This is a genomic window from Curvibacter sp. CHRR-16 (assembly GCF_018474005.1).
GTDB lineage: Bacteria > Pseudomonadota > Gammaproteobacteria > Burkholderiales > Burkholderiaceae_C > Allorhodoferax.
In genome coordinates this window covers 650,119-669,391 of sequence record NZ_JAHCSH010000001.1, presented here as the reverse complement: position 1 = coordinate 669,391, position 19,273 = coordinate 650,119, and the positions used below count along the sequence as shown (strand labels likewise).

At 58.7% G+C, this 19,273-nt stretch carries 14 protein-coding genes; 9 read left to right on the top strand and 5 right to left on the bottom strand.

What is annotated here, in order from left to right:
- Positions 1-77: 77 nt before the first annotated feature.
- Genes KIK84_RS03150 through KIK84_RS03140 form a run of 3 tightly spaced genes read left to right on the top strand, consistent with a single transcriptional unit; the run spans position 78 to position 4,215 of the window.
- Positions 78-1,646, top strand: coding sequence for a DUF4118 domain-containing protein (locus KIK84_RS03150; protein WP_214121500.1), 1,569 nt, complete (start codon positions 78-80; stop codon positions 1,644-1,646).
- Positions 1,643-2,329 (top strand): response regulator, encoded by a 687-nt coding sequence (locus KIK84_RS03145; protein ID WP_214121499.1) that lies wholly within the window; start codon positions 1,643-1,645, stop codon positions 2,327-2,329. The genes KIK84_RS03150 and KIK84_RS03145 overlap by 4 nt, the downstream gene beginning before the upstream one ends.
- A gap of 2 nt (positions 2,330-2,331) precedes the next feature.
- Entirely contained in the window at positions 2,332-4,215 is a 1,884-nt protein-coding gene (locus tag KIK84_RS03140; RefSeq protein ID WP_214121498.1) for a potassium transporter Kup, read from the top strand.
- Between the two features lie 21 nt (positions 4,216-4,236).
- Here the strand turns inward: KIK84_RS03140 and KIK84_RS03135 are convergent, their stop codons facing one another.
- The gene (locus KIK84_RS03135) at positions 4,237-4,878 is read right to left on the bottom strand and encodes a trimeric intracellular cation channel family protein (RefSeq protein ID WP_214121497.1); all 642 of its coding nucleotides are present in this window, start codon (positions 4,876-4,878) and stop codon (positions 4,237-4,239) included.
- A gap of 122 nt (positions 4,879-5,000) precedes the next feature.
- Between KIK84_RS03135 and KIK84_RS03130 the strand changes: the two genes are divergently transcribed.
- Positions 5,001-5,489, top strand: coding sequence for a hypothetical protein (locus tag KIK84_RS03130; RefSeq protein WP_214121496.1), 489 nt, complete (start codon positions 5,001-5,003; stop codon positions 5,487-5,489).
- Between the two features lie 25 nt (positions 5,490-5,514).
- Complete coding sequence (locus KIK84_RS03125; protein ID WP_214121495.1) at positions 5,515-6,426, top strand: DUF2145 domain-containing protein; 912 nt, start codon at positions 5,515-5,517, stop codon at positions 6,424-6,426.
- Here KIK84_RS03125 and KIK84_RS03120 read toward each other — a convergent pair.
- Both KIK84_RS03120 and KIK84_RS03115 read right to left on the bottom strand, forming a co-directional pair.
- Positions 6,409-8,646, bottom strand: coding sequence for a RelA/SpoT family protein (locus tag KIK84_RS03120; protein WP_214121494.1), 2,238 nt, complete (start codon positions 8,644-8,646; stop codon positions 6,409-6,411). The genes KIK84_RS03125 and KIK84_RS03120 overlap by 18 nt on opposite strands.
- Positions 8,647-8,648: 2 nt before the next feature.
- On the bottom strand, positions 8,649-9,539 hold the full coding sequence (locus tag KIK84_RS03115) for an alpha/beta fold hydrolase (RefSeq protein ID WP_214121493.1): 891 nt from the start codon (positions 9,537-9,539) through the stop codon (positions 8,649-8,651).
- A gap of 104 nt (positions 9,540-9,643) precedes the next feature.
- Here KIK84_RS03115 and KIK84_RS03110 point away from each other — a divergent pair, with 104 nt between their 5' ends.
- On the top strand, positions 9,644-10,414 hold the full coding sequence (locus tag KIK84_RS03110) for a 3-hydroxybutyrate dehydrogenase (protein WP_214121492.1): 771 nt from the start codon (positions 9,644-9,646) through the stop codon (positions 10,412-10,414).
- A gap of 9 nt (positions 10,415-10,423) precedes the next feature.
- On the opposite strand, the gene KIK84_RS03105 is transcribed toward KIK84_RS03110, so the two are convergent.
- Entirely contained in the window at positions 10,424-11,725 is a 1,302-nt protein-coding gene (locus KIK84_RS03105) for a putative bifunctional diguanylate cyclase/phosphodiesterase (RefSeq protein WP_214121491.1), read from the bottom strand.
- A gap of 314 nt (positions 11,726-12,039) precedes the next feature.
- Between KIK84_RS03105 and ompR the strand changes: the two genes are divergently transcribed.
- Together ompR and KIK84_RS03095 are read left to right on the top strand one after the other, a co-directional pair.
- Positions 12,040-12,777 (top strand): osmolarity response regulator transcription factor OmpR, encoded by a 738-nt coding sequence (ompR, locus tag KIK84_RS03100; protein WP_214121490.1) that lies wholly within the window; start codon positions 12,040-12,042, stop codon positions 12,775-12,777.
- 37 nt (positions 12,778-12,814) lie between these two features.
- Entirely contained in the window at positions 12,815-14,221 is a 1,407-nt protein-coding gene (locus tag KIK84_RS03095) for an ATP-binding protein (RefSeq protein ID WP_214121489.1), read from the top strand.
- Positions 14,222-14,242: 21 nt separating this feature from the next.
- Here KIK84_RS03095 and ispD read toward each other — a convergent pair whose 3' ends face one another.
- Complete coding sequence (gene ispD, locus KIK84_RS16770; protein WP_214121488.1) at positions 14,243-15,625, bottom strand: 2-C-methyl-D-erythritol 4-phosphate cytidylyltransferase; 1,383 nt, start codon at positions 15,623-15,625, stop codon at positions 14,243-14,245.
- Positions 15,626-15,691: 66 nt separating this feature from the next.
- On the opposite strand from ispD, the gene mfd reads away from it, so the two are divergent.
- Positions 15,692-19,180, top strand: a complete 3,489-nt coding sequence (gene mfd, locus KIK84_RS03085; RefSeq protein ID WP_214121487.1) for a transcription-repair coupling factor — start codon at positions 15,692-15,694, stop codon at positions 19,178-19,180.
- Positions 19,181-19,273 lie beyond the last annotated feature (93 nt).

The window sequence follows — 19,273 nt, the reverse complement described above, 5'->3', positions numbered from 1 at the left end:
TTATGGCACAGACCTCCTACGCTGCAGTGGTGAGCATCCTTATGCTTTCCTAACAGGCCCAGTGCTACGCTGTGGGCATGCTTGAAATCAGCCCCTCTAAGCCCCACAGCGCAGACGTTTCCTCTACTGCACAGAACCGTCATTGGCGGCATGCCCTCTGGATTGGAGCCATGTTGGGGGCCGCCACCTTGCTGGGCTGGCTGTTGCACGACCACGTGTCACTCACCAGCCAAGCCATGCTCTATGTACTGGCGGTGGTGGTGCTGGCCTACCGACTGCCACGAGTGCCCTCTCTGTTCGCAGCGGTATTGGCGGTGTGCGCATTCAACTTCTTTTATGTGCCACCACGCTTCACACTGGAGGTGGGTAGCCAAGAGAATGTGTTGGCCCTGCTGGCCATGCTGGTATTGGCCTTGGTCATCAGCCACCTGAGCACACGGCTGCAAGCACGCACAGCACAAGCCCGTCTGCAAACCCGCCGGGCGTTGCAGCTACAAAGCTTGGCTGGCCAGTTGGTTGCGGCCGATTCGACCCAGACCGTACTCCAGCTGGGCCAAAGCGCACTGGCACAAGCGTTTGAGGCCCATGACACATGGCTGCTGGTTCACACGCCCAAAGGCTGGGAAAGCAGCAGCCCGATCACACCATCCCCCCAACACCCCGACTCCACCCTGCACGATGGCCTGCACCACTGCATGCGCGAGCGCGCTACGTTGGGGCCTGGAACCGGGCGCTGGCCGGGCCTAGAAGCTTGGTACATCCCACTGCTCAGCCACCCCAGTGCCCAAGCCCATGGTGCTGCGTGCATTCGCCCTGCCGCAGCCAGCGACGAAGACAGCCGTGAACACGCCCAAGCCCTGTGCGCCCTGCTGGCCCAAGCCCTGCAGCAACTGGCCGCGAGTCACGCGCTGCAAGAAACCCAGTTGCAGCACAGCCGCCAGCAACTGGAGAGTACTTTCTTGGCAGCCATTTCGCACGACATGCGCACACCGCTGACCAGTATTCTGGGCGCTGCCAGCGCACTGCAAGAGCAAGGCGAACGCTTGGGCGCGACCGAACAGCAACGCCTGCTCGATACCATTCACAGCGAAGCGATCTATTTGTCCCAGGTCACAGAAAACACACTGGAGTTGCTGCGCATACGCCGCCAGCCCGACGCGGTGGTCATGGACTGGCAGTCCGTGGAGGAAATAGTGGGCAGCGTGATGGCGCGTTTGCGACGCCAGCACCCCCAGCGTACGCTGCAAGCACGTGTTCCCGCTGGGCTGCCGCTGTTGCGCGCCAATGCGGTGCTGTTGGCACAGGCACTGACCAACCTGCTGGACAACGCTTTGCACTACAGCCAAGACCAAGTGGAGTTGGAGGCAAAACTAGACACACAGACCACGGCACCGTGCATTCACCTGTCTGTAAAAGACCGCGGGGCCACCATTGACCAAGCACTGCGCCCGCAGTTGTTTGAGCCCTACAGCCGTGGCGACATGGCCAAGCAGCAGCAACCGCGGGGCGCAGGTCTGGGACTGGCACTGTGCCAAGCGATTGCCCAACTGCACGGCGGCACTATTGCTTGGTACGCCCGCCCCAATGGAGGCAACCGCTTTACGCTCTCGCTGCCAATGCCCCTTCAGCCACAGGAGCCAGTATGACGATTCGCATGCTAGTGGTGGAAGACGACCGGGAAATTCGCCATCTGCTGCAGTCAGCGCTGCAGGCCGAGGGCTTTGCAGTGCAAACCGCCGTATCGGTACAAGAAGCCAGTGCCATGCTGGCGCACAGCCTGCCCGATGTGCTACTGCTGGACTTGGGCCTGCCCGATGGGGATGGCAGCACTTTGGTGCGCAGCGTGCGCCAGCGCAGCAGCTTGCCCATCCTCGTGATATCAGCCCGCCACCAAGAGGAGCAAAAAATTGCCCTGCTCGATGCGGGTGCCGACGACTATGTGGTCAAACCCTTTGGCGTGCATGAATTGCTGGCACGCATACGGGTCAGCCTGCGGCACAGAGGAACCGCCATCAGCGCAGCCACCTTGGAGCATACGCTGGACGATTTGTACATTGATCTGCACCGCCACCAAGTGCTGCTGGCTGGGCAAGAAGTGCACCTAACACCCACCGAATACCAACTGCTGGCGCGCCTCGCACGCCAAGCAGGCCGTGTGGTGACCCATCGCCAACTGCTGGCCGATGTGTGGGGCCCCGAGCACACAGAACACACGCATTACCTGCGCCTCTACATGGGGCAATTGCGCGCCAAGCTGGAACACAACCCCGCCGAACCGCGCCACATCCTGACCGAAACAGGCATTGGCTATCGCCTTGCCGTGGAGTAACCATGAGTCAACACAAAGCAAGCACCGCCGCCCTGACGCTGGGCGCACTGGGCGTGGTCTATGGCGACATAGGCACCAGCCCGCTCTACACCGTGAAAACGATTTTTGACCCTGCACTGGGTGTCCCCTTGGATGCTCCACACCTGATTGGGGCTATCTCGGTCATCTTCTGGGGGCTGATGCTGGTGGTCACGCTCAAATACGTGTGGCTGATATTGCGCGCCGACAACCGGGGCGAAGGCGGCATCATGGCGCTCACCGCCTTGGCAGCCAAAGCCGTTGGGGATGCGCCTCGTGGGCGCATCGTGCTGCTGCTCATGGGCGTAGCAGGTGCAGCGCTGTTTTATGGTGACAGCGTGATCACCCCGGCCATGTCCATACTCAGTGCCGTCGAAGGGTTGGAAGTGGTGACCCCGGCTTTCAAGCCCTATGTACTGCCCCTGTGCGCGGCGATTTTGGTGGGGCTGTTTGCCATGCAACGCTTTGGCACCGGCATGGTGGGGCAGTTGTTTGGCCCCATTATTGCCCTGTGGTTTGGGGTGCTGGCATTTGCGGGCGTGGCGCACATTGCCCAAGAGCCTAGGATTTTGCATGCCCTCAACCCACTGCATGCATGGGCCTTTTTGCAAGAACAAGGTTGGCAACTGTTTGCCGTGATGGGGGCCGTCGTGCTGGCCTTTACAGGCGCTGAGGCTTTGTACGCCGACATGGGGCACTTTGGCCGCCAACCGATTCGCTTGGCATGGACAGGTTTGGTGCTGCCCGCTTTGGCGCTGCACTACATGGGCCAAGGAGCGCTGCTCATGCACAGCCCCGAAGCACTGGATAACCCCTTCTTTCGCATGTTCCCCGATGGGTGGTTGCTGCCCATGGTCGCCTTGGCTACAGCCGCTACGGTGATTGCCTCCCAAGCGGTGATTTCGGGTGCCTACTCACTCACCAAACAGGCCATGCAGTTGGGCTTATTGCCCCGCATGCAGGTGGTCTACACCTCCGTCAAAGAAGTGGGACAAATCTACATTCCCCAGGTCAACTGGTTGCTGCTGGTAGCTGTGCTGCTGGCGGTGGCAGGTTTTGGCAGTTCATCGGCTATGGCAACGGCCTATGGTATTGCGGTGACCATGACCATGCTCATTACCACCGTGTTGACATTTTTCGTGGTGCGCCATGGCTGGGGTTATCCACTGCCGATAGCCGTGGGGGCGACCGCATTCTTTGTCTTGCTCGATGCAGTGCTGGTGGCGTCCTGCTCTATCAAGGTCATGGAAGGCGGATGGTTCCCGCTGCTGCTGGGGCTGGCGGTGTTTGCCGTGATGGCCACTTGGCGCCGTGGCCGGGAACTGCTGATGCACAGCATCCGCCAGAATGATCCTGAGCTAGAGCCTTTTATCGAAGCCCTGCAGGTCAGTCCTCCGCACATGGTGGCCCGCACTGCGGTGTATGCCGTGGCTAATCCGCACACCGTGCCCCAAGCGCTGCTGCACAACCTCAAGCACAACCAAGTGCTGCATGCGCAAAACATCATCCTGACGGTGGTGTTTGAAGATGTGCCATGGATAGCGTTTGAAGACCGCGTGCAGGTTGAGGCGCTGGCCCCGCATTTCTGGCGTGTACAGGTACGCTACGGCTTTAAGAACGTGCCCGATATTCCCAAAGCACTGGAGTTGTGCAAAGCCCAAGGCCTGCCAGTGAACTTGTTTGAAACCTCTTATTTCCTGAGTCGTGAGATTGTGGTGCCCACAGCTGCCTCCCGCAAGGGCGATGGCATGGCACTCTGGCGCGAAAAGCTGTTTAGCCTGATGGCGCGCAACGCCACCACCGCTGCGCAATTTTTTCAGCTACCCCACAACTGCGTGATCGAACTAGGCACACGGGTGCAGATCTAGGCCACAGGGCTAGACCTTCGCTCAGTCCACCCGCCACAGCGGCAAGCGCCAGTTGGCCCACAAAGCCCACAGGCGCATGCCAGCGGTGACCAGCACACAGCCGACCAGGGCCAACCAAGCAGGCATGGGCATGGTTTGCAGCCCCCAAAACACCCAGCCTCCCAAAAAAGCACACAGCGCATAAGGGCGGTGGTCACTGAAGGCAGAAGGAATTTCGCTGCGCACAATGTCGCGCAGCACCCCGCCAAACACCCCGGTCACCACGCCCAACAACACCGCCACCAAGGCTGGCATCTGGTAATCCAGTGACACATCCACGCCCACCGCAGTAAATAAACCCAAGCCCAAGGCATCGGGTAGCTGCATGGCTTTTTCGGTAGGGGCAAAGTGGCGCTGGCGCATAAACAGCATGGCAGCAGTGGTCAGGGCCATCACACCCCAGAGGTATTCCACATGGGCCACCCAAAAGAAGGGGCGTCTATCCAACAGCAGATCGCGCAAGGTGCCACCACCGAAGGCGGCCAAAAACGCCACGGCATACACCCCTACGGCATCCAAACGGCTGCGCGCAGCAGCCATGACTCCCGAGAGCGTAAAGGCCATGGTGGCGGCCACCTCCAGCACATGGCGCAACCAAAAAGTCCAAGTATTGATCTCAAGCATGGCCCCATTGTGCCGATAAGCCAAGCACGAATGGCTGATTTGAGCGGTCAAACGCACGCTTTTCGGTTATACACTCGCCGAGCCTTTTTCTTACAGTGCTACTCGTTAGCGGAGAACTTTGCATGAAAGCCACCACACTCACCCATTCCCTGCGCCAAGCACTGTTGCTGGGCGCTATGACGACTGCACTGGTATCCACATCGTGGGCATCAAGCACAGCGTCTTCCGCTATTTCCCAATCATGGGACAGCTTTTTATCCAGCACCAACAGCGTTTCCGACTCCATCACCAGCAGCTCCACCACCGGCAAGCAAGTCGCCACTGCACGGGCAGACTACGCCGTGGTAGAAGTGGTTGCTGTGGCAGGTAAGCCCGACTGGGTGCAAGTGCATTTGCAAGCCACCACCGAAGAGCAAAAGCACCTGAACTTTGCGTTGCTGCTGCCCAAGAAAGCCCTGCCCAGCCAAGGCATCAAGCAAGGCGATGTGATCCACGCTGAGCCCTACGACTACGGTGTGGAGTTCTCTACTGCCGCCGATCAAAAAGCCTTCTACTTGGCTGTTTTTGACGACAAAATGGATTCCCTGATCAGCGTACCCGTTACGCTGTAATTGCACCCCAGCCCGAGGTTCGGATATGTCTTGGATCAAAGGGCTGGTTTTTTTATGCCTGTTCGCTGGCCTGCACTGTGCAACACAGGCTGGTGTATTGAACTATTGCGACCAAGGACGAGAGCCCAGCGCTGGTGAAAGAAGCATCACGCTGCAGTTCAGCGAATTGGTGCGCAAACAGCTAGAGCAATCAGGCAGCCCTGTGGCTTTGATCTCGTTTGCGGGGCTGGATTTGCAATTTTTCGACATCCGCTACTCGCACATGGGCATTGCCTTGCGCAACAGCCCCCAGAGCCCATGGAGTGTGCGCCAGCTCTACTTTGACTGCGATGAGAAAAAAGGCCGCTTGTTCGACCAAGGGCTAGCAGGTTTTCTGACTGGCAAGAGCACTGGTGACACACTGTTTGTATCGGTGGTTTTTTTGCCTTCGACGGCAGCTACCGTGCTGGAAAAAGCAGCGTTGGACAATAAACTGGCCTTGTCGCTGCTCAATCCCCACTACAGCGCCAACGCCTATCCCTATTCAACCCTGTACCAAAACTGCAATCAATGGGTTGCCGAAATGTTGGCGGCGGCGTGGTCTGGCATGAGCGCCAGCGATGACGCACGCGCCCAAGCGCAACGCTGGTTGCAAAGCCGTGCCTACAGCCCCAGCATGGTGCCTGTGCACACGGTGCCTTTGATGTGGATATCGGGCCATCTGCCATGGCTGCACCGCAACGACCACCCTGAAGCCGACCAACGTCGTTTGCTCTACCAAATCAGCATGCCCGCTTCCGTGGAAACTTTTGTGCACGCCATGATCCCCAGCAGCGAGCGACTGGAAATTTGCATCAAGGGCAAACAAGTCGTTCTGCACAAGGGCTGGAAGCCCTTGGAAGGCCGCTGCCAAGCTGGCGAAGGCGACCAAACCCTCTCTCTAGCGCCTGCGGGCTGATTTCACACCAGCCAGCTCCCCCACCAGCTTGAGCACGCGCTGCAAACGGCTGGCATTGTTCACTTCCACCGTAAAAGTCATCCAAGCGATGCCTTTGACCGACTGGGTTTGCACACCAATCACGTTCATCTTCTCTTTGGTAAAGACCTCCGAGATATCGCGCAACAACCCTTGCCGGTCTATGGCCTCTACGGCCACATCCACGGGATAGTGGGCCGCCCCCAGCTCGCTGCCCCAGGCCACGTCGATGACCCGATCCGGGCTGCGGGCCACCATATTGCGCAAGTTGGAGCAATCCGCCCGGTGCACGCTCACCCCCTTGCCACGGGTCACAAAGCCACTGATCACATCGGGCGGTGCTGGCTTGCAGCACTTGGCCAACTGGGTCATGAGGGAATCGACCCCCACCACCAACACCCCCCCTTTGGGCGCTGGATTAGAAGACTTGCGCCACACCGGCGTTTCAGTGGCCGCGGTGGGCTCTGGCTCTGGCGGGCGTAACAGGTTTTCAATGGTGCGCAGCGAAAACTCGTCCTTGCCCACCACCTCGAACAAAGCATCGGCAGAGTTAAAGCCCAAGCGCTCAGCCAAGTCGTCCAGCTTGAGGGCGGTTTTGCCTTCGCGCTGCAGCAGTTTTTCCACCGCTTCACGGCCTTTGGCGATGGTTTCATCCAGCGCTTGGGCGTTGAACCACGCCCGTACTTTGGCCTTGGCACGGTGGCTGACCAAGTAGCCCAGCTCAGGATTGAGCCAATCGCGCGAGGGGCCCCCGTCTTTGGCCGTGATGACTTCCACCGTTTGGCCATTGCGCAGCGGGGTGTGCAAGGGCACCATCACGCCATCGACCTTGGCACCACGGCAGCGGTTGCCCACACTGGTGTGCACACTGTAGGCAAAGTCCACCGGGGTAGCGCCCTGAGGCAGTTCCAGCACCGCCGCGTCAGGCGTCAGCACATAAATGCGGTCATCCAGCAAGCCATTGGCACCGTTTTGTGCTGCGCCTGACAGATCACGCTCCCACGCCAAGAGCTGGCGCAACACGGCGATTTTGGCGTCATAGCTGCTGTTGGCGGTGACCTGTCCACCATAGCCTTTGCTACCAGCCTCTTTGTACGCCCAGTGGGCCGCCACGCCGTGCTCGGCGTGCTCGTGCATGGCACGGGTGCGGATTTGCACCTCAATGGCCCGCTCGTTGGAATCGCGCACCACCGTGTGCAAAGACTGATAACCATTGGGTTTGGGGCGGGCAATGTAGTCGTCAAACTCGTCCACCACAGGCTTAAAGAGGTTGTGTACCAAACTCAAAGCCGCATAGCAATCGGAAATGCTGGGCACCACTACCCGCAGTGCCCGTATGTCATACAACTGATCAAAGCCCAGCGACTTGCCACGCATCTTTTTGACGATGCTGTAGATGTGCTTGGGACGCCCATACACCGCGGCCTCTATGCCTTGCTGGCGCAAGTCCCCGGCGAGTTGGTTGCGCAGGGTTTCCATACCCACTTCGCGTTCCACGCGCTTTTCGTCCAGCAAACGGGCAATGTCTTTGTAGGTCTGCGGCTCCAAAAAGCGGAAGGCCAAGTCCTCCATCTCCCACTTGATCTCCCAAATGCCCAAGCGATTGGCCAAAGGGGCAAACACATGCAAAGACTCGGCGGCCAGCGCAGCAGGCACCGTTTGTTTGGTGGCGGCGAAGTAGCGCAGCGTTTGCAGGCGCGAGGCCAAGCGCAGCATGACCACGCGCAAATCGCGCGAGAACGCGAGCAGCATCTTGCGCACGCTCTCGGTTTGGGCGGCAGCGGTCTGGGCTTGCGGCAAATGGCTGGTGTCGTCTTGCTCTCCTTGGCTAATACGGGCCATACGCTGCACACGTACCAGCTTGGTGGTTTCCATGGCCAAGTCGGCATAACCAGGGCCGAACGACTTACTCAACACCTCATGCGGTTTGTGCAAATGGTCACAGGTATAGACCAAATAGACAGCCGCTTGCATGGCGTCAGAGCCACGGATGTGGCGCAAGATGGCCGCCGCACCATCGGCATGGGCCAAGGTGTTTTCTCCAGTACCCAAAGTCTCGCTGCTCAGCAGCGGTTCGGCAAAAGCTCGGGCACGGGCCAGCGCATCCGATTCTTGTGGCATAGCAGGTGCAGATGCGTTGATGACATCCACCACATCGCCGGCATCCGGTACCGCAACGGCATCGGTGTACAAACTCTTCATATTCAAGTCGCTAATAAATGGTCTATGACCACTTGGTATTGATCGGGTACCACCAGCGTAGGCGCATGGCCGACTCCCGCAAACTCGACTAAACGGGCTCGGGGGCCACGCGCTTGCATGGCCTGCGCTGTTGCAGCACTGAGCAAATCGGACTCCTGTCCACGCAACAACAAGGTGTCTGCGCGGATTGCGTCATACGCGGCCCACAAGAAGGCCTCACCCTGCTTTACAGACTCCTCGGACGTACTGGCAAACGGTTGGGCCAAGGCGGGGTCGTAGCGCAGTGTCCAAGTGCCTTGCCCTAAGGGTTTAAGAGCGTGGATACTGAAGTCCAGCCACTGCTGTTCGGTATGCGGGCCAAAACCCAAAGAAACCGCCCGCAAAATAGCCAAGGCTTGGGCTAAATTGGGAAACACGGGTACTTGACCCACATACTGACCAATGCGCTGCATGGCTTGCCACTCCAACACAGGGCCCACGTCATTCAAAACCAACTTAGGGACCTGCACCCCCAACTGCACCAGCGCAGGCACACAAGCCATGCCCAGCAAGCCCCCCATACTGGTGCCCACCCAACTCACAGACTGTAGCTGCAGCGCTTGCACCAGTTGCACCAAGTCTGCGCCATATACAGGCAATTGGTAGTCCTGCGGATTAGCCAGCCAATCACTTTGTCCGCGCCCAGCCACGTCAGGGCAAAGAACGCGCACTGCACCCTGGGTTTGCGCCACCAGCGCACGGGCCAGTACATCAAAGTCCCGCCCTTGGCGGGTCAGACCATGCACGCAAACAATGGCATGCAACGCCTCTGGATTACCCCACTCCCAGTAGGCCATGCGATGGGTATTAGCAGAGTCGCGGCAGACAATCGAATTGAGTCGTGGATCAGCCATAGCACCCCCCTATTGGCATTGGTTACAACTGGGTTTGACAACGCTACCATCGTACTGGAATACTGCCCTGCAACTGAGGCAATACAGCGATTTATAGGAGTCATATGCTGAAAGGAAAAACCGCCATCGTCACAGGCTCCACCAGCGGCATTGGTCTTGGCATCGCCAAGGCCTTGGCCGCGCAAGGAGCCAACATCGTGCTCAACGGGTTTGGTGACTACGAGAGCCCCAAAGGGGCCATCACAGCCTTGGGCGCACGGGTAAGCTACCACCCTGCTGACATGAGCAAACCCGACGACATTGCCGCGCTGGTAGCGCATGCGCAAGAGGCCTTTGGCACAGTGGATATATTGGTAAACAACGCAGGCATTCAGCATGTAAGCCGCATTGAAAACTTTCCTACTGAGCGCTGGGACAGCATCTTGGCCATCAACCTGACCAGCGCATTCCACACCACCCGCTTAGTGTTGCCCGGCATGCTGCAGCGCAATTGGGGGCGGATCATCAACATTGCATCGGTACATGGCTTGGTGGCATCGGCTGAAAAATCGGCCTACGTGGCCGCCAAACACGGTTTGGTGGGTTTGACCAAAGTCACTGCATTGGAAAACGCCACCAGCGGCGTGACCTGCAATGCCATCTGCCCCGGCTGGGTGCTCACGCCCTTGGTACAAAAGCAGGTGGATGCCAAAGCCCAGCAAATGGGGCTGACCAACACCGAAGCCACCAAACTGCTACTGGGTGAAAAAGAACCGTCCCAGCAATTCACCACCCCTGAAGAGCTTGGGGCATTGGCCGTATTTCTGTGCTCCAGCGCCGCTGACAATGTACGCGGAGTGGCGTGGAATATGGATGGAGGCTGGACAGCACAATAAGCCGTCGCTTCAGCTTTGGTGTTGCTGGCAATAGTTCAGCAAATCATCCAACAGCATAGGCTGGGCAAACAAATAGCCTTGGTACTGCAAGCATCCCAACGCTTGCAGCGCATCCCGCTGGGCAGCGATTTCCACCCCTTCAGCCACGACCGAAAAACCCATGCTGCTGGCCAATTGCACAATGGAAGCAACAATGGCTTGGTCGTGCGGGTCTGTCACGATATCGCGCACAAAACTTCGATCGACCTTGACCTGATCCACCGGCATGCGTTTGAGATACGCCAGCGACGAATAACCGGTTCCGAAGTCATCCAAAGCGATGCCCACGCCTACTTCACGCAACGCTGTTAAACGTTCTACAACCAGAGAAAAATCTTCTGCAAAAACGCTCTCGGTAACTTCCAGCTTCAAACGGGCTGGCTCAATAGCGTAGAGCTGCAACAATTCCTTTACTCCACTGACATAGCTTGGTCGCAACAATTCGGTCACACTGACATTGACCGACAAACTCACCCCCCGCATCGTGGGGTTTTGACTCCAGTGTTGCAACTGCTGCGCAGCCTGCTCCATCACCCAGCGCCCTAAAAGCAAGATGGCACCACTTTTTTCTGCAGCTTGGATGAAATAAGCGGGGCCTAACAAGCCCTGCTGGGGGTGCAGCCACCGCACCAAGGCCTCCACGGCCACCACCTTTTGTTGGTGATTGAGTTGTGGCTGGTAATAGAGGACAAACTCATGGTTTTCAATGCCTCTGCGCAGCTCTTGCCCCAAGCGGAAGGCGGCTTGGTTACCCGATAGCAATACAAACATGATGCAGTACGCGGCCAACACAGCAAAAGCTGTATTGACCCATGCCCCCCATATGCGCAAGTCATCGGGTAAGGTAAAACCGCTGGCAATCCCCCAATTGGTCGAGGCAAAGCCGACAAACGTGATCATCGGAACAGCCACCATCACGTTGCGCAACCAAGGCCGCTCTTGGCGCAGGATGAACATGCAGCACATGGACAAAACCAGTAAGTAGTTGTGCGCTACGCGCGGTGCGTGGGCACTGGGTATATCCATGAAGATGGACATAAGCACGATCACGGCATAGCAAACACCTAACAAAATAAAAAAAGCCGCACGCTGCTTAGAGGCCCACGTGAGCAATACGACTCCCACGCCGCACATGAGCATGAGCAAATCGAGCAACACGCCCAAGTAATTGTCTTGTGATGCAAACACCGGTGCCCAGCCAGCCCCACTGATGCACATGATGGCTGCGCCGATGTAGAGAATACGGCGTACGAGACGTTGATCGCTATTCATGGTGTTATAAGCAAGCTTGTACAGTTGCCTACAAAGAAATCAAGCTGAAAACCAGCGCAAGCGCTACAAAATGTAATTAATGCTACGGCCAACAGATTTAAACGATATAAAAACGTTAGAACAAAAACTCTTTATTTGTGCCCACACCAGTCGAGAACATAGTAATCTGTACACTAGTTTCCGTGTCAAGTGCAGCACTGTTGCGTACAACAATAGAAACAGTTTTGTGCTTTGTCACGTACAACAGCACAATCGTTTATCAATAATAGAGAAAACGTGCGATTTCGAATCCAAACTCGCTCACAGTTATGACCATGCAGAATCCAGCTCGCGTAAACAAAATTTTGGTAGTTGATGACGATGCCCGCATTCGTGACTTACTTCGGCGCTATCTGAGCCAAGAAGGATTCGAAGTCTTGCTGGCCGAAGACGGCAAAGCCTTAACCCGGCTGCTGCAGCGTGATTCGGCAGACATCATCATTTTGGATTTGATGATGCCCGGTGAAGACGGATTATCTATCTGTCGCCGCCTGCGTGCTGCCAGTAACCACACCCCCATCATCATGCTCACAGCGCGCAACGAAGATGTTGATCGCATCGTGGGCTTGGAGGTCGGTGCTGACGACTACTTGGGCAAACCCTTCAACCCCCGCGAGTTGTTGGCGCGCATCCATGCTGTGCTGCGCCGCCGCCCTACACAAGAGGCGCCCGGTGCCCCATCGACCGATCAAGAAACCATCCGTTTTGGTCGTTTTGTGTTCGACTTGGGTGCACGCACCCTGAAAAAAGACGGTCAACTCGTGCCCATGACCACAGGCGAATTTGCCATGCTCAAAGCACTGGTTCGCCATCCACGCACACCGTTGACACGTGAAAAGTTGGCCCAACTCTCACGTGGCCGCGAATTTGAACCCTTTGATCGCAGCTTGGACGTTCAAATTTCACGCCTGCGCAAGATGATCGAAGAAGACCCCAGCTCACCGCGCATGATCCAAACCGTGTGGGGATTGGGCTACGTATTCGTTCCTGATGATCCAGTAGAAGCTATCTAGGCATGCGCACCTCGCCAGTGCCATACCCCTTAAGCTTATGAAGCGCTATGACTTGGCCAATGCGCGCAAAATGCCCCAACAACCCAGAGCCCGCCAACTGTGGCGGATTTCTCTGTTTTGGCGCACCTTTTTGCAAATCGTGTTGCTCATGCTCATCAGCTTGGCCGTTTGGTTGGAGACATTCCAAACCCTAGAACTGGAGCCACTGGCTGAGCAAACGGCCCAACACATCAGTGTGCAGGTGGGGCTGAGCCAATCTTCTGTCGTATTTGCCCAAGAACCCACACGCTTGGCACTCATCGAGATGCTGCAAGATTTGCACAACGTGCGCGTGATTGCAGGCAGCCCGCAAGAGCAAGTCGACCTTGGCATACACAGTCTGTTCATGCTGCGCGTGGAAAAAATCCTGCAAACCAAATTTGGATCTGGCACGCATTTGGCACGCGCTGTCAATGGCGAAGAAGGCTTGTGGGTACGCTTTGAGGTGAAAGGCCACACAACCCACTACTGGATGCTGGTCGAACAGTCCGAATTCACAGGGATTTCCTACGAAGCTTTGGCTATTTGGATTGGCTTGACCACCTTGATTTCGGTAGCTGGTGCAACGGTCATCACCCGCTTGGTCAACCGCCCCTTGCGCGACTTTGGCAAAGCCGCCGCTTTGGTGCAAGAAGGCAAGCTCAGCCAAGCCCACTTGCGCGAACGGGTTTCGACCAAAGAAATCAGTGAACTGAACCACAGCTTCAACAGCATGCTGGACAAACTCACCGAGGTAGAGGCCGAGCGTGCTCTGATGCTTGCTGGCATCTCGCACGACTTGCGTACGCCTTTGGCACGACTGCGTTTGGAAATAGAACTGAGTGTGCCCGATGACCACGTGCGCATGATGATGAGTGAAGACATCAGCCAAGTTGACGCCATACTGAACAAATTCATGGACTACGCCCGCTTGGGCAAGCAGAACATTCGATCTTTGGAGCTATCCAAGCTGGTGCAACACTGCTGCGACCCGTTTGCCATGAACAATGACATCGATATCCGTTTGGACATATCCCCCGATATCCGCGTCTTGGCCGATGAGGTGGATCTGGGCCGTGTCATCAACAACCTGATCGAAAACGCCCAGCGCTATGGGCGCAGCAAAGACACGGGCCGCTGCGAAATCGAAATCAGCGCATCGGTTACCACCGACTGGGTCACTCTGCGCCTGCAAGACCACGGCTTGGGTGTGCCCGAAGCGCAGCTAGCGCAATTGGTGCAGCCTTTCTTTCGTGGCGAGGCCGCCCGCACCGAAGCTACGGGAGCGGGCTTGGGCTTATCCATCGTGGACAAAACCGTGCGCCGCATGGGGGGCTCGCTCAAGCTGTTCAATGCCCACCCCAGCGGCTTGATGGCTTACATCCAACTGCCTTTAGCCCAACCAGGCAGCACAATGACAAGCTGAGTCTGCACCGAACGCTGCAGCCTAGGCTTTCACCAACAACACCACTGCACGCGCTTCCATGGCCTCACCCGCTCCCACGGGGCCCAGTTTTTCGTAGGTTTTGGCTTTCACATTCACTTGCGCCACATCAGCGCCCAACAGGGCAGCCACGCTGGCACGGATAGCGTCCATATGCGGCGCCAGCTTGGGCACTTGGGCGATGATGGTGCAGTCCACATTGAGCAAGCGGTAACCCTGAGCCTGCACACGGCGCCACGCTTCGCGCAGCAGCACGCCAGAGTCAGCGCCTTTGAACTGCGCATCGGTATCGGGAAAGTGGCGGCCAATATCGCCCAAGCCCGCAGCGCCCAGCACCGCATCGGTGATGGCATGCAGCAGCACATCGGCATCCGAATGGCCCAACAGCCCTTTGTCAAAAGCAATCTCGACACCGCCCAAAATGAGCTTGCGCCCTTCTACCAAGCGGTGCACATCCCAGCCCTCGCCTATGCGCAGAGCAGGGAGAACATCGGAGGCCGCGGTCGAAGTCGTATCAGAATCAGTCATAAAGGAAACCTGTGAAGCAGCGTGCGCCAAACCGGCTGGTTGCGCAGACATGGGGGATGCCGGGAAAGCTTGGCGCGCGCGCAGCACAGCATCAGCCAAGGCAAAGTCTTGGGGGTAAGTCACTTTGAAATTTTGCGCACTGCCTTCGACCAGCAGCGGCGCGTAACCCGCTATTTCTAAAGCACTGGCCTCGTCGGTGACGGCTGCTGGCTGTTCACGCAGTGCCGTTTGCAGAGCGTCCTGCAAAGCTTGCAAGCGGAACATTTGCGGTGTTTGGGCCAGCCATTTGTCGCTGCGCGCTACGGTGGTCGCTACACGCTTGGCTGAACCCACTTGGCTCGATTGGGATTGCTTGAGAGTGTCCGGCAAAGGCAAGGCCAGCAGACCGCCCACCGCATCGCTCCAGCAGGCATCGAGCAGGGCATTGATTTGCTCGGGCTGCACCAAGCAGCGGGCAGCATCGTGCACCAGCACCCAGTCGTGTGTAGCGGCACCCTGCCCTTGCAACCATGCCAAGCCATTGAGGACACTCTCAGCGCGTGTTGCACCACCGCAGTTTGCTACAAAAAAAGTAGCACCCCCAGCTTGCTGCATAAGCTCTAGAGCCTGATTTTCCACCCAAAAACCGTCGCCAGGTGCCGTCACCACCACCACCCCATGCACCCTGGGCACTGCAGCAAAGGCCTGCAGGGTGTGCAAGACCAAAGGCTGGCCCGCAACGCTTTGGTATTGCTTGGGGCCCGCGGCACCGGCGCGGCTACCACTGCCAGCACAGGGAATCAACACCCAGACACGGGGCGACGCTGCGGGCGTAGGGGGAGACTCAAGGCTGGCACGGTGATCCGAAGGGCTTTGCATAGTGGCGGCGATTGTAGTGATCTGCCCCCACGCCACCGCTGTGCCGCACCTACAATTTAGCCCGTCATGGATCTGCCCAAACTCAGCGCTGGCAAGCGCTTTACCTTGCCCCGTCCTGTCGGCTCGGCCGACGCTGTTTTACTGGCCCGCCTGAGCGAGCGCCAAGTCAGCACGCACAACGCGATTACCGCCATCATCACCGCCAGCGCTGCCGACGCGCAACGCCTGATGGATGAACTGCACTTTTTCGCCCCGCACCTGCGCTGCGCCCTCTTTCCCGACTGGGAAACGCTGCCCTACGACACCTTCTCGCCGCACCAAGACTTGATCAGTGAACGCTTGGCCACACTCTGGCGCATCCACAGCCATGGCGACAAAGACGAAGGCGTGGACGTGGTGCTCATCCCCGCCACCACCGCGCTGTACCGCCTGCCGCCACCGGCCTTTTTGGCGGGTTACACCTTCCGCTTCAAGACCGGGCAGCAGTTGGACGAAACACAGCTCAAGGCGCAGCTCACCTTGGCGGGGTACAACCACGTCACGCAGGTGGTCAGCCCCGGCGAATACGCGGTGCGCGGCTCGCTCATCGACCTCTTCCCCATGGGCAGCTTGGTGCCTTACCGGGTGGATTTGTTTGACGACGAGATCGACACCATCCGCACCTTTGACCCGGACAGCCAGCGCAGCCTCTACCCGGTGCCCGAAATCCGCCTGCTGCCTGGGCGCGAATTCCCCATGGACGAAGATGCCCGGGGCCGCTTTCGCGCCCGCTGGCGCGAGCTGCTGGAAGGCGACCCGACCAAAAGCCGCATCTACAAAGACATGGGCGCTGGCGTAGCCACCGCAGGCATTGAGTACTACCTGCCGCTGTTTTTTGAAGAAACCGCCACGGTGTTTGACTACATCGCAGGCGCCACCGTGGTGCTGCATGGTGATGTGGAAGCGTCCTTCCAGCGCTTTTGGCAGGACACACGCGACCGCTACCGGCTGGTGCAGGGCGACCCCGAGCGCCCGGTGCTGCCGCCCGAGAGCCTATTCCTGAGCCAAGAGCAGTTCTACACCCTGGCCAACGGCCATGCCCAGCTATCGCTGCGCCCCTCCGCCCAGGCGCAAGCGCAGGCCGACGCCATCCCCGACAACGGCTTTGCCGCCCCGTTGCCCGAGCTGACCGTGCTGCGCGGCAGCGAAGACCCGCTCGCCCGCCTGCAAGCCCACGCGCGCAACACCCAGCACCGCCTGCTGGTGCTGGCCGAGAGCGATGGCCGCCGCGAAAGCCTGCTGGACTTTTTGCGCGCCTCGCACTTCAGCCCGCCCGCGTTTGACTCGCTGGCCGAGTTTGTGGCAAGCAGCGAGCGCATCGGCATTGCCACCGCCGCCCTGACGCAAGGTTTTGCTTGGTTGGAGCAAGGCATAGACCTGATCACCGAGACCGAGCTGTTTGCCACCGCGCCTACGGCGCGCAAGCGCAAAAAGCAGGAGCAAGTCAGCGATGTGGAAGCGCTGATCAAAGACCTGAGCGAGCTCAACGTGGGCGACCCGGTGGTGCACAGCCAGCACGGCATTGGGCGCTACCACGGACTCATCAACATGGACGTGGGCAACAAAAACCCCGACGGCAGTCCCGCACTGCAGGAGTTTTTGCACCTGGAATACGCCGACAAAGCCGTGCTCTACGTGCCCGTGAGCCAGTTGCAGCTCATCAGCCGCTACACCGGTGTGAGCGCCGACGAAGCCCCGCTGCACAAACTGGGCAGCGGCCAGTGGGACAAGGCCAAGCGCAAAGCCGCCGAGCAGGTGCGCGACAGCGCCGCCGAGTTGCTCAACATCTACGCCCGCCGTGCTGCACGCGAAGGGCATGCGTTCCGCTATTCGCCAGCCGACTACGAGCAGTTTGCCAACGACTTCGGTTTTGAAGAAACCGCCGACCAGAAGGCCGCCATCCACGCCGTCATTCAGGACATGATTTCGCCTCGCCCCATGGATCGCTTGGTCTGCGGCGACGTGGGCTTTGGCAAGACCGAGGTGGCGCTGCGCGCCGCTTTTGTAGCCGTCACAGGTGGCAAGCAAGTGGCATTCTTGGCCCCCACCACCCTGCTGGCCGAGCAGCACTACCAGACGCTGGTAGACCGCTTTGCCAAGTGGCCGGTGAAGATTGCCGAGATGAGCCGCTTTCGCAGTGGCAAAGAGATCACCACGGCGCTCAAGGGCGTGCTTGACGGCACGGTGGACATTGTGGTGGGCACGCACAAACTGCTGGCCGAGGGCACGCAGTTCAAGAACCTGGGGCTACTCATCATCGACGAGGAACACCGCTTTGGCGTGCGCCACAAGGAGCAAATGAAAGCCCTGCGCGCTGAGGTGGACGTGCTCACGCTCACCGCTACCCCCATCCCACGCACCATGAGCATGGCGCTGGAAGGCCTGCGTGACCTGTCGGTGATTGCCACCGCCCCGCAACGGCGTCTGGCCATCAAAACCTTTGTGCGCAGCGAAAACCAGGGCGTCATCCGCGAAGCCGTGCTGCGTGAATTGAAGCGCGGCGGGCAGGTTTACTTCCTGCACAACGAGGTGGAGACCATCGAGAACCGCCGCGCCAAACTGGAAGAACTGCTGCCCGAGGCGCGCATCGCCGTGGCCCACGGCCAGATGCCCGAGCGGCAATTGGAAGCCGTGATGCGCGACTTCACCGCCCAGCGCACCAATTTGCTGCTGTGCTCGACCATCATCGAAACCGGTATCGACGTGCCCACGGCCAACACCATCGTCATCAGCCGAGCCGACAAGTTCGGCTTGGCGCAGTTGCACCAACTGCGCGGGCGTGTGGGCCGCAGCCACCACCAAGCCTACGCCTACCTGATGGTGCCCGACATAGACGGACTGACCAAGCAGGCTGCCCAGCGTCTGGACGCCATCCAGCAAATGGAAGAACTGGGCAGCGGCTTTTACTTGGCCATGCACGACCTCGAAATTCGCGGCGCGGGTGAGGTGCTGGGCGAAAACCAGAGCGGCAACATGCTGGAAGTGGGCTTCCAGATGTACAACGAGATGCTCGCCGAGGCGGTGCGCTGCCTCAAAGAAGGCAAAGAGCCCGACCTGCTGGCCCCCCTGCACGCCACCACCGAGATCAACCTGCATGCCCCCGCCCTGCTGCCCGACGAGTACTGCGGCGACGTGCACCTGCGCCTGTCGTTCTACAAAAAGCTGGCCACGGCCAAAAACACCGACCAGGTGGACACGCTGCTGGAAGAAATCGTGGACCGCTTTGGCAAACTGCCCGCGCAAGCGCAAACGCTGATCGACGTGCACCGCCTGCGCGTCATCAGCCAGCCCTATGGCGTGGTCAAGGTCGATGCTGCTCCGGGCGTGATCAACATCACCTTCAAGCCCCATGCGCCGATCGATCCGGTCAAGATCATCCACCTGATCCAAAAGAACAAGCACATCAAGCTGGCGGGCAACGAGAAACTGCGCATCGAACGCGAACTGCCCGAGGTGAAAGACCGCGTGCAGATGGTGCGCGATGTGCTGCGCAATTTGGGCGAACCGCTGAAGTAAGCCCCCCGCCCCAAAGCCAAGGGCCAAGGCAGGCATGCCAGCTTGCGCGTGCAGTGCCTTGGTCTCTGTCGGTGGGCTGCATTAGACTAGTGT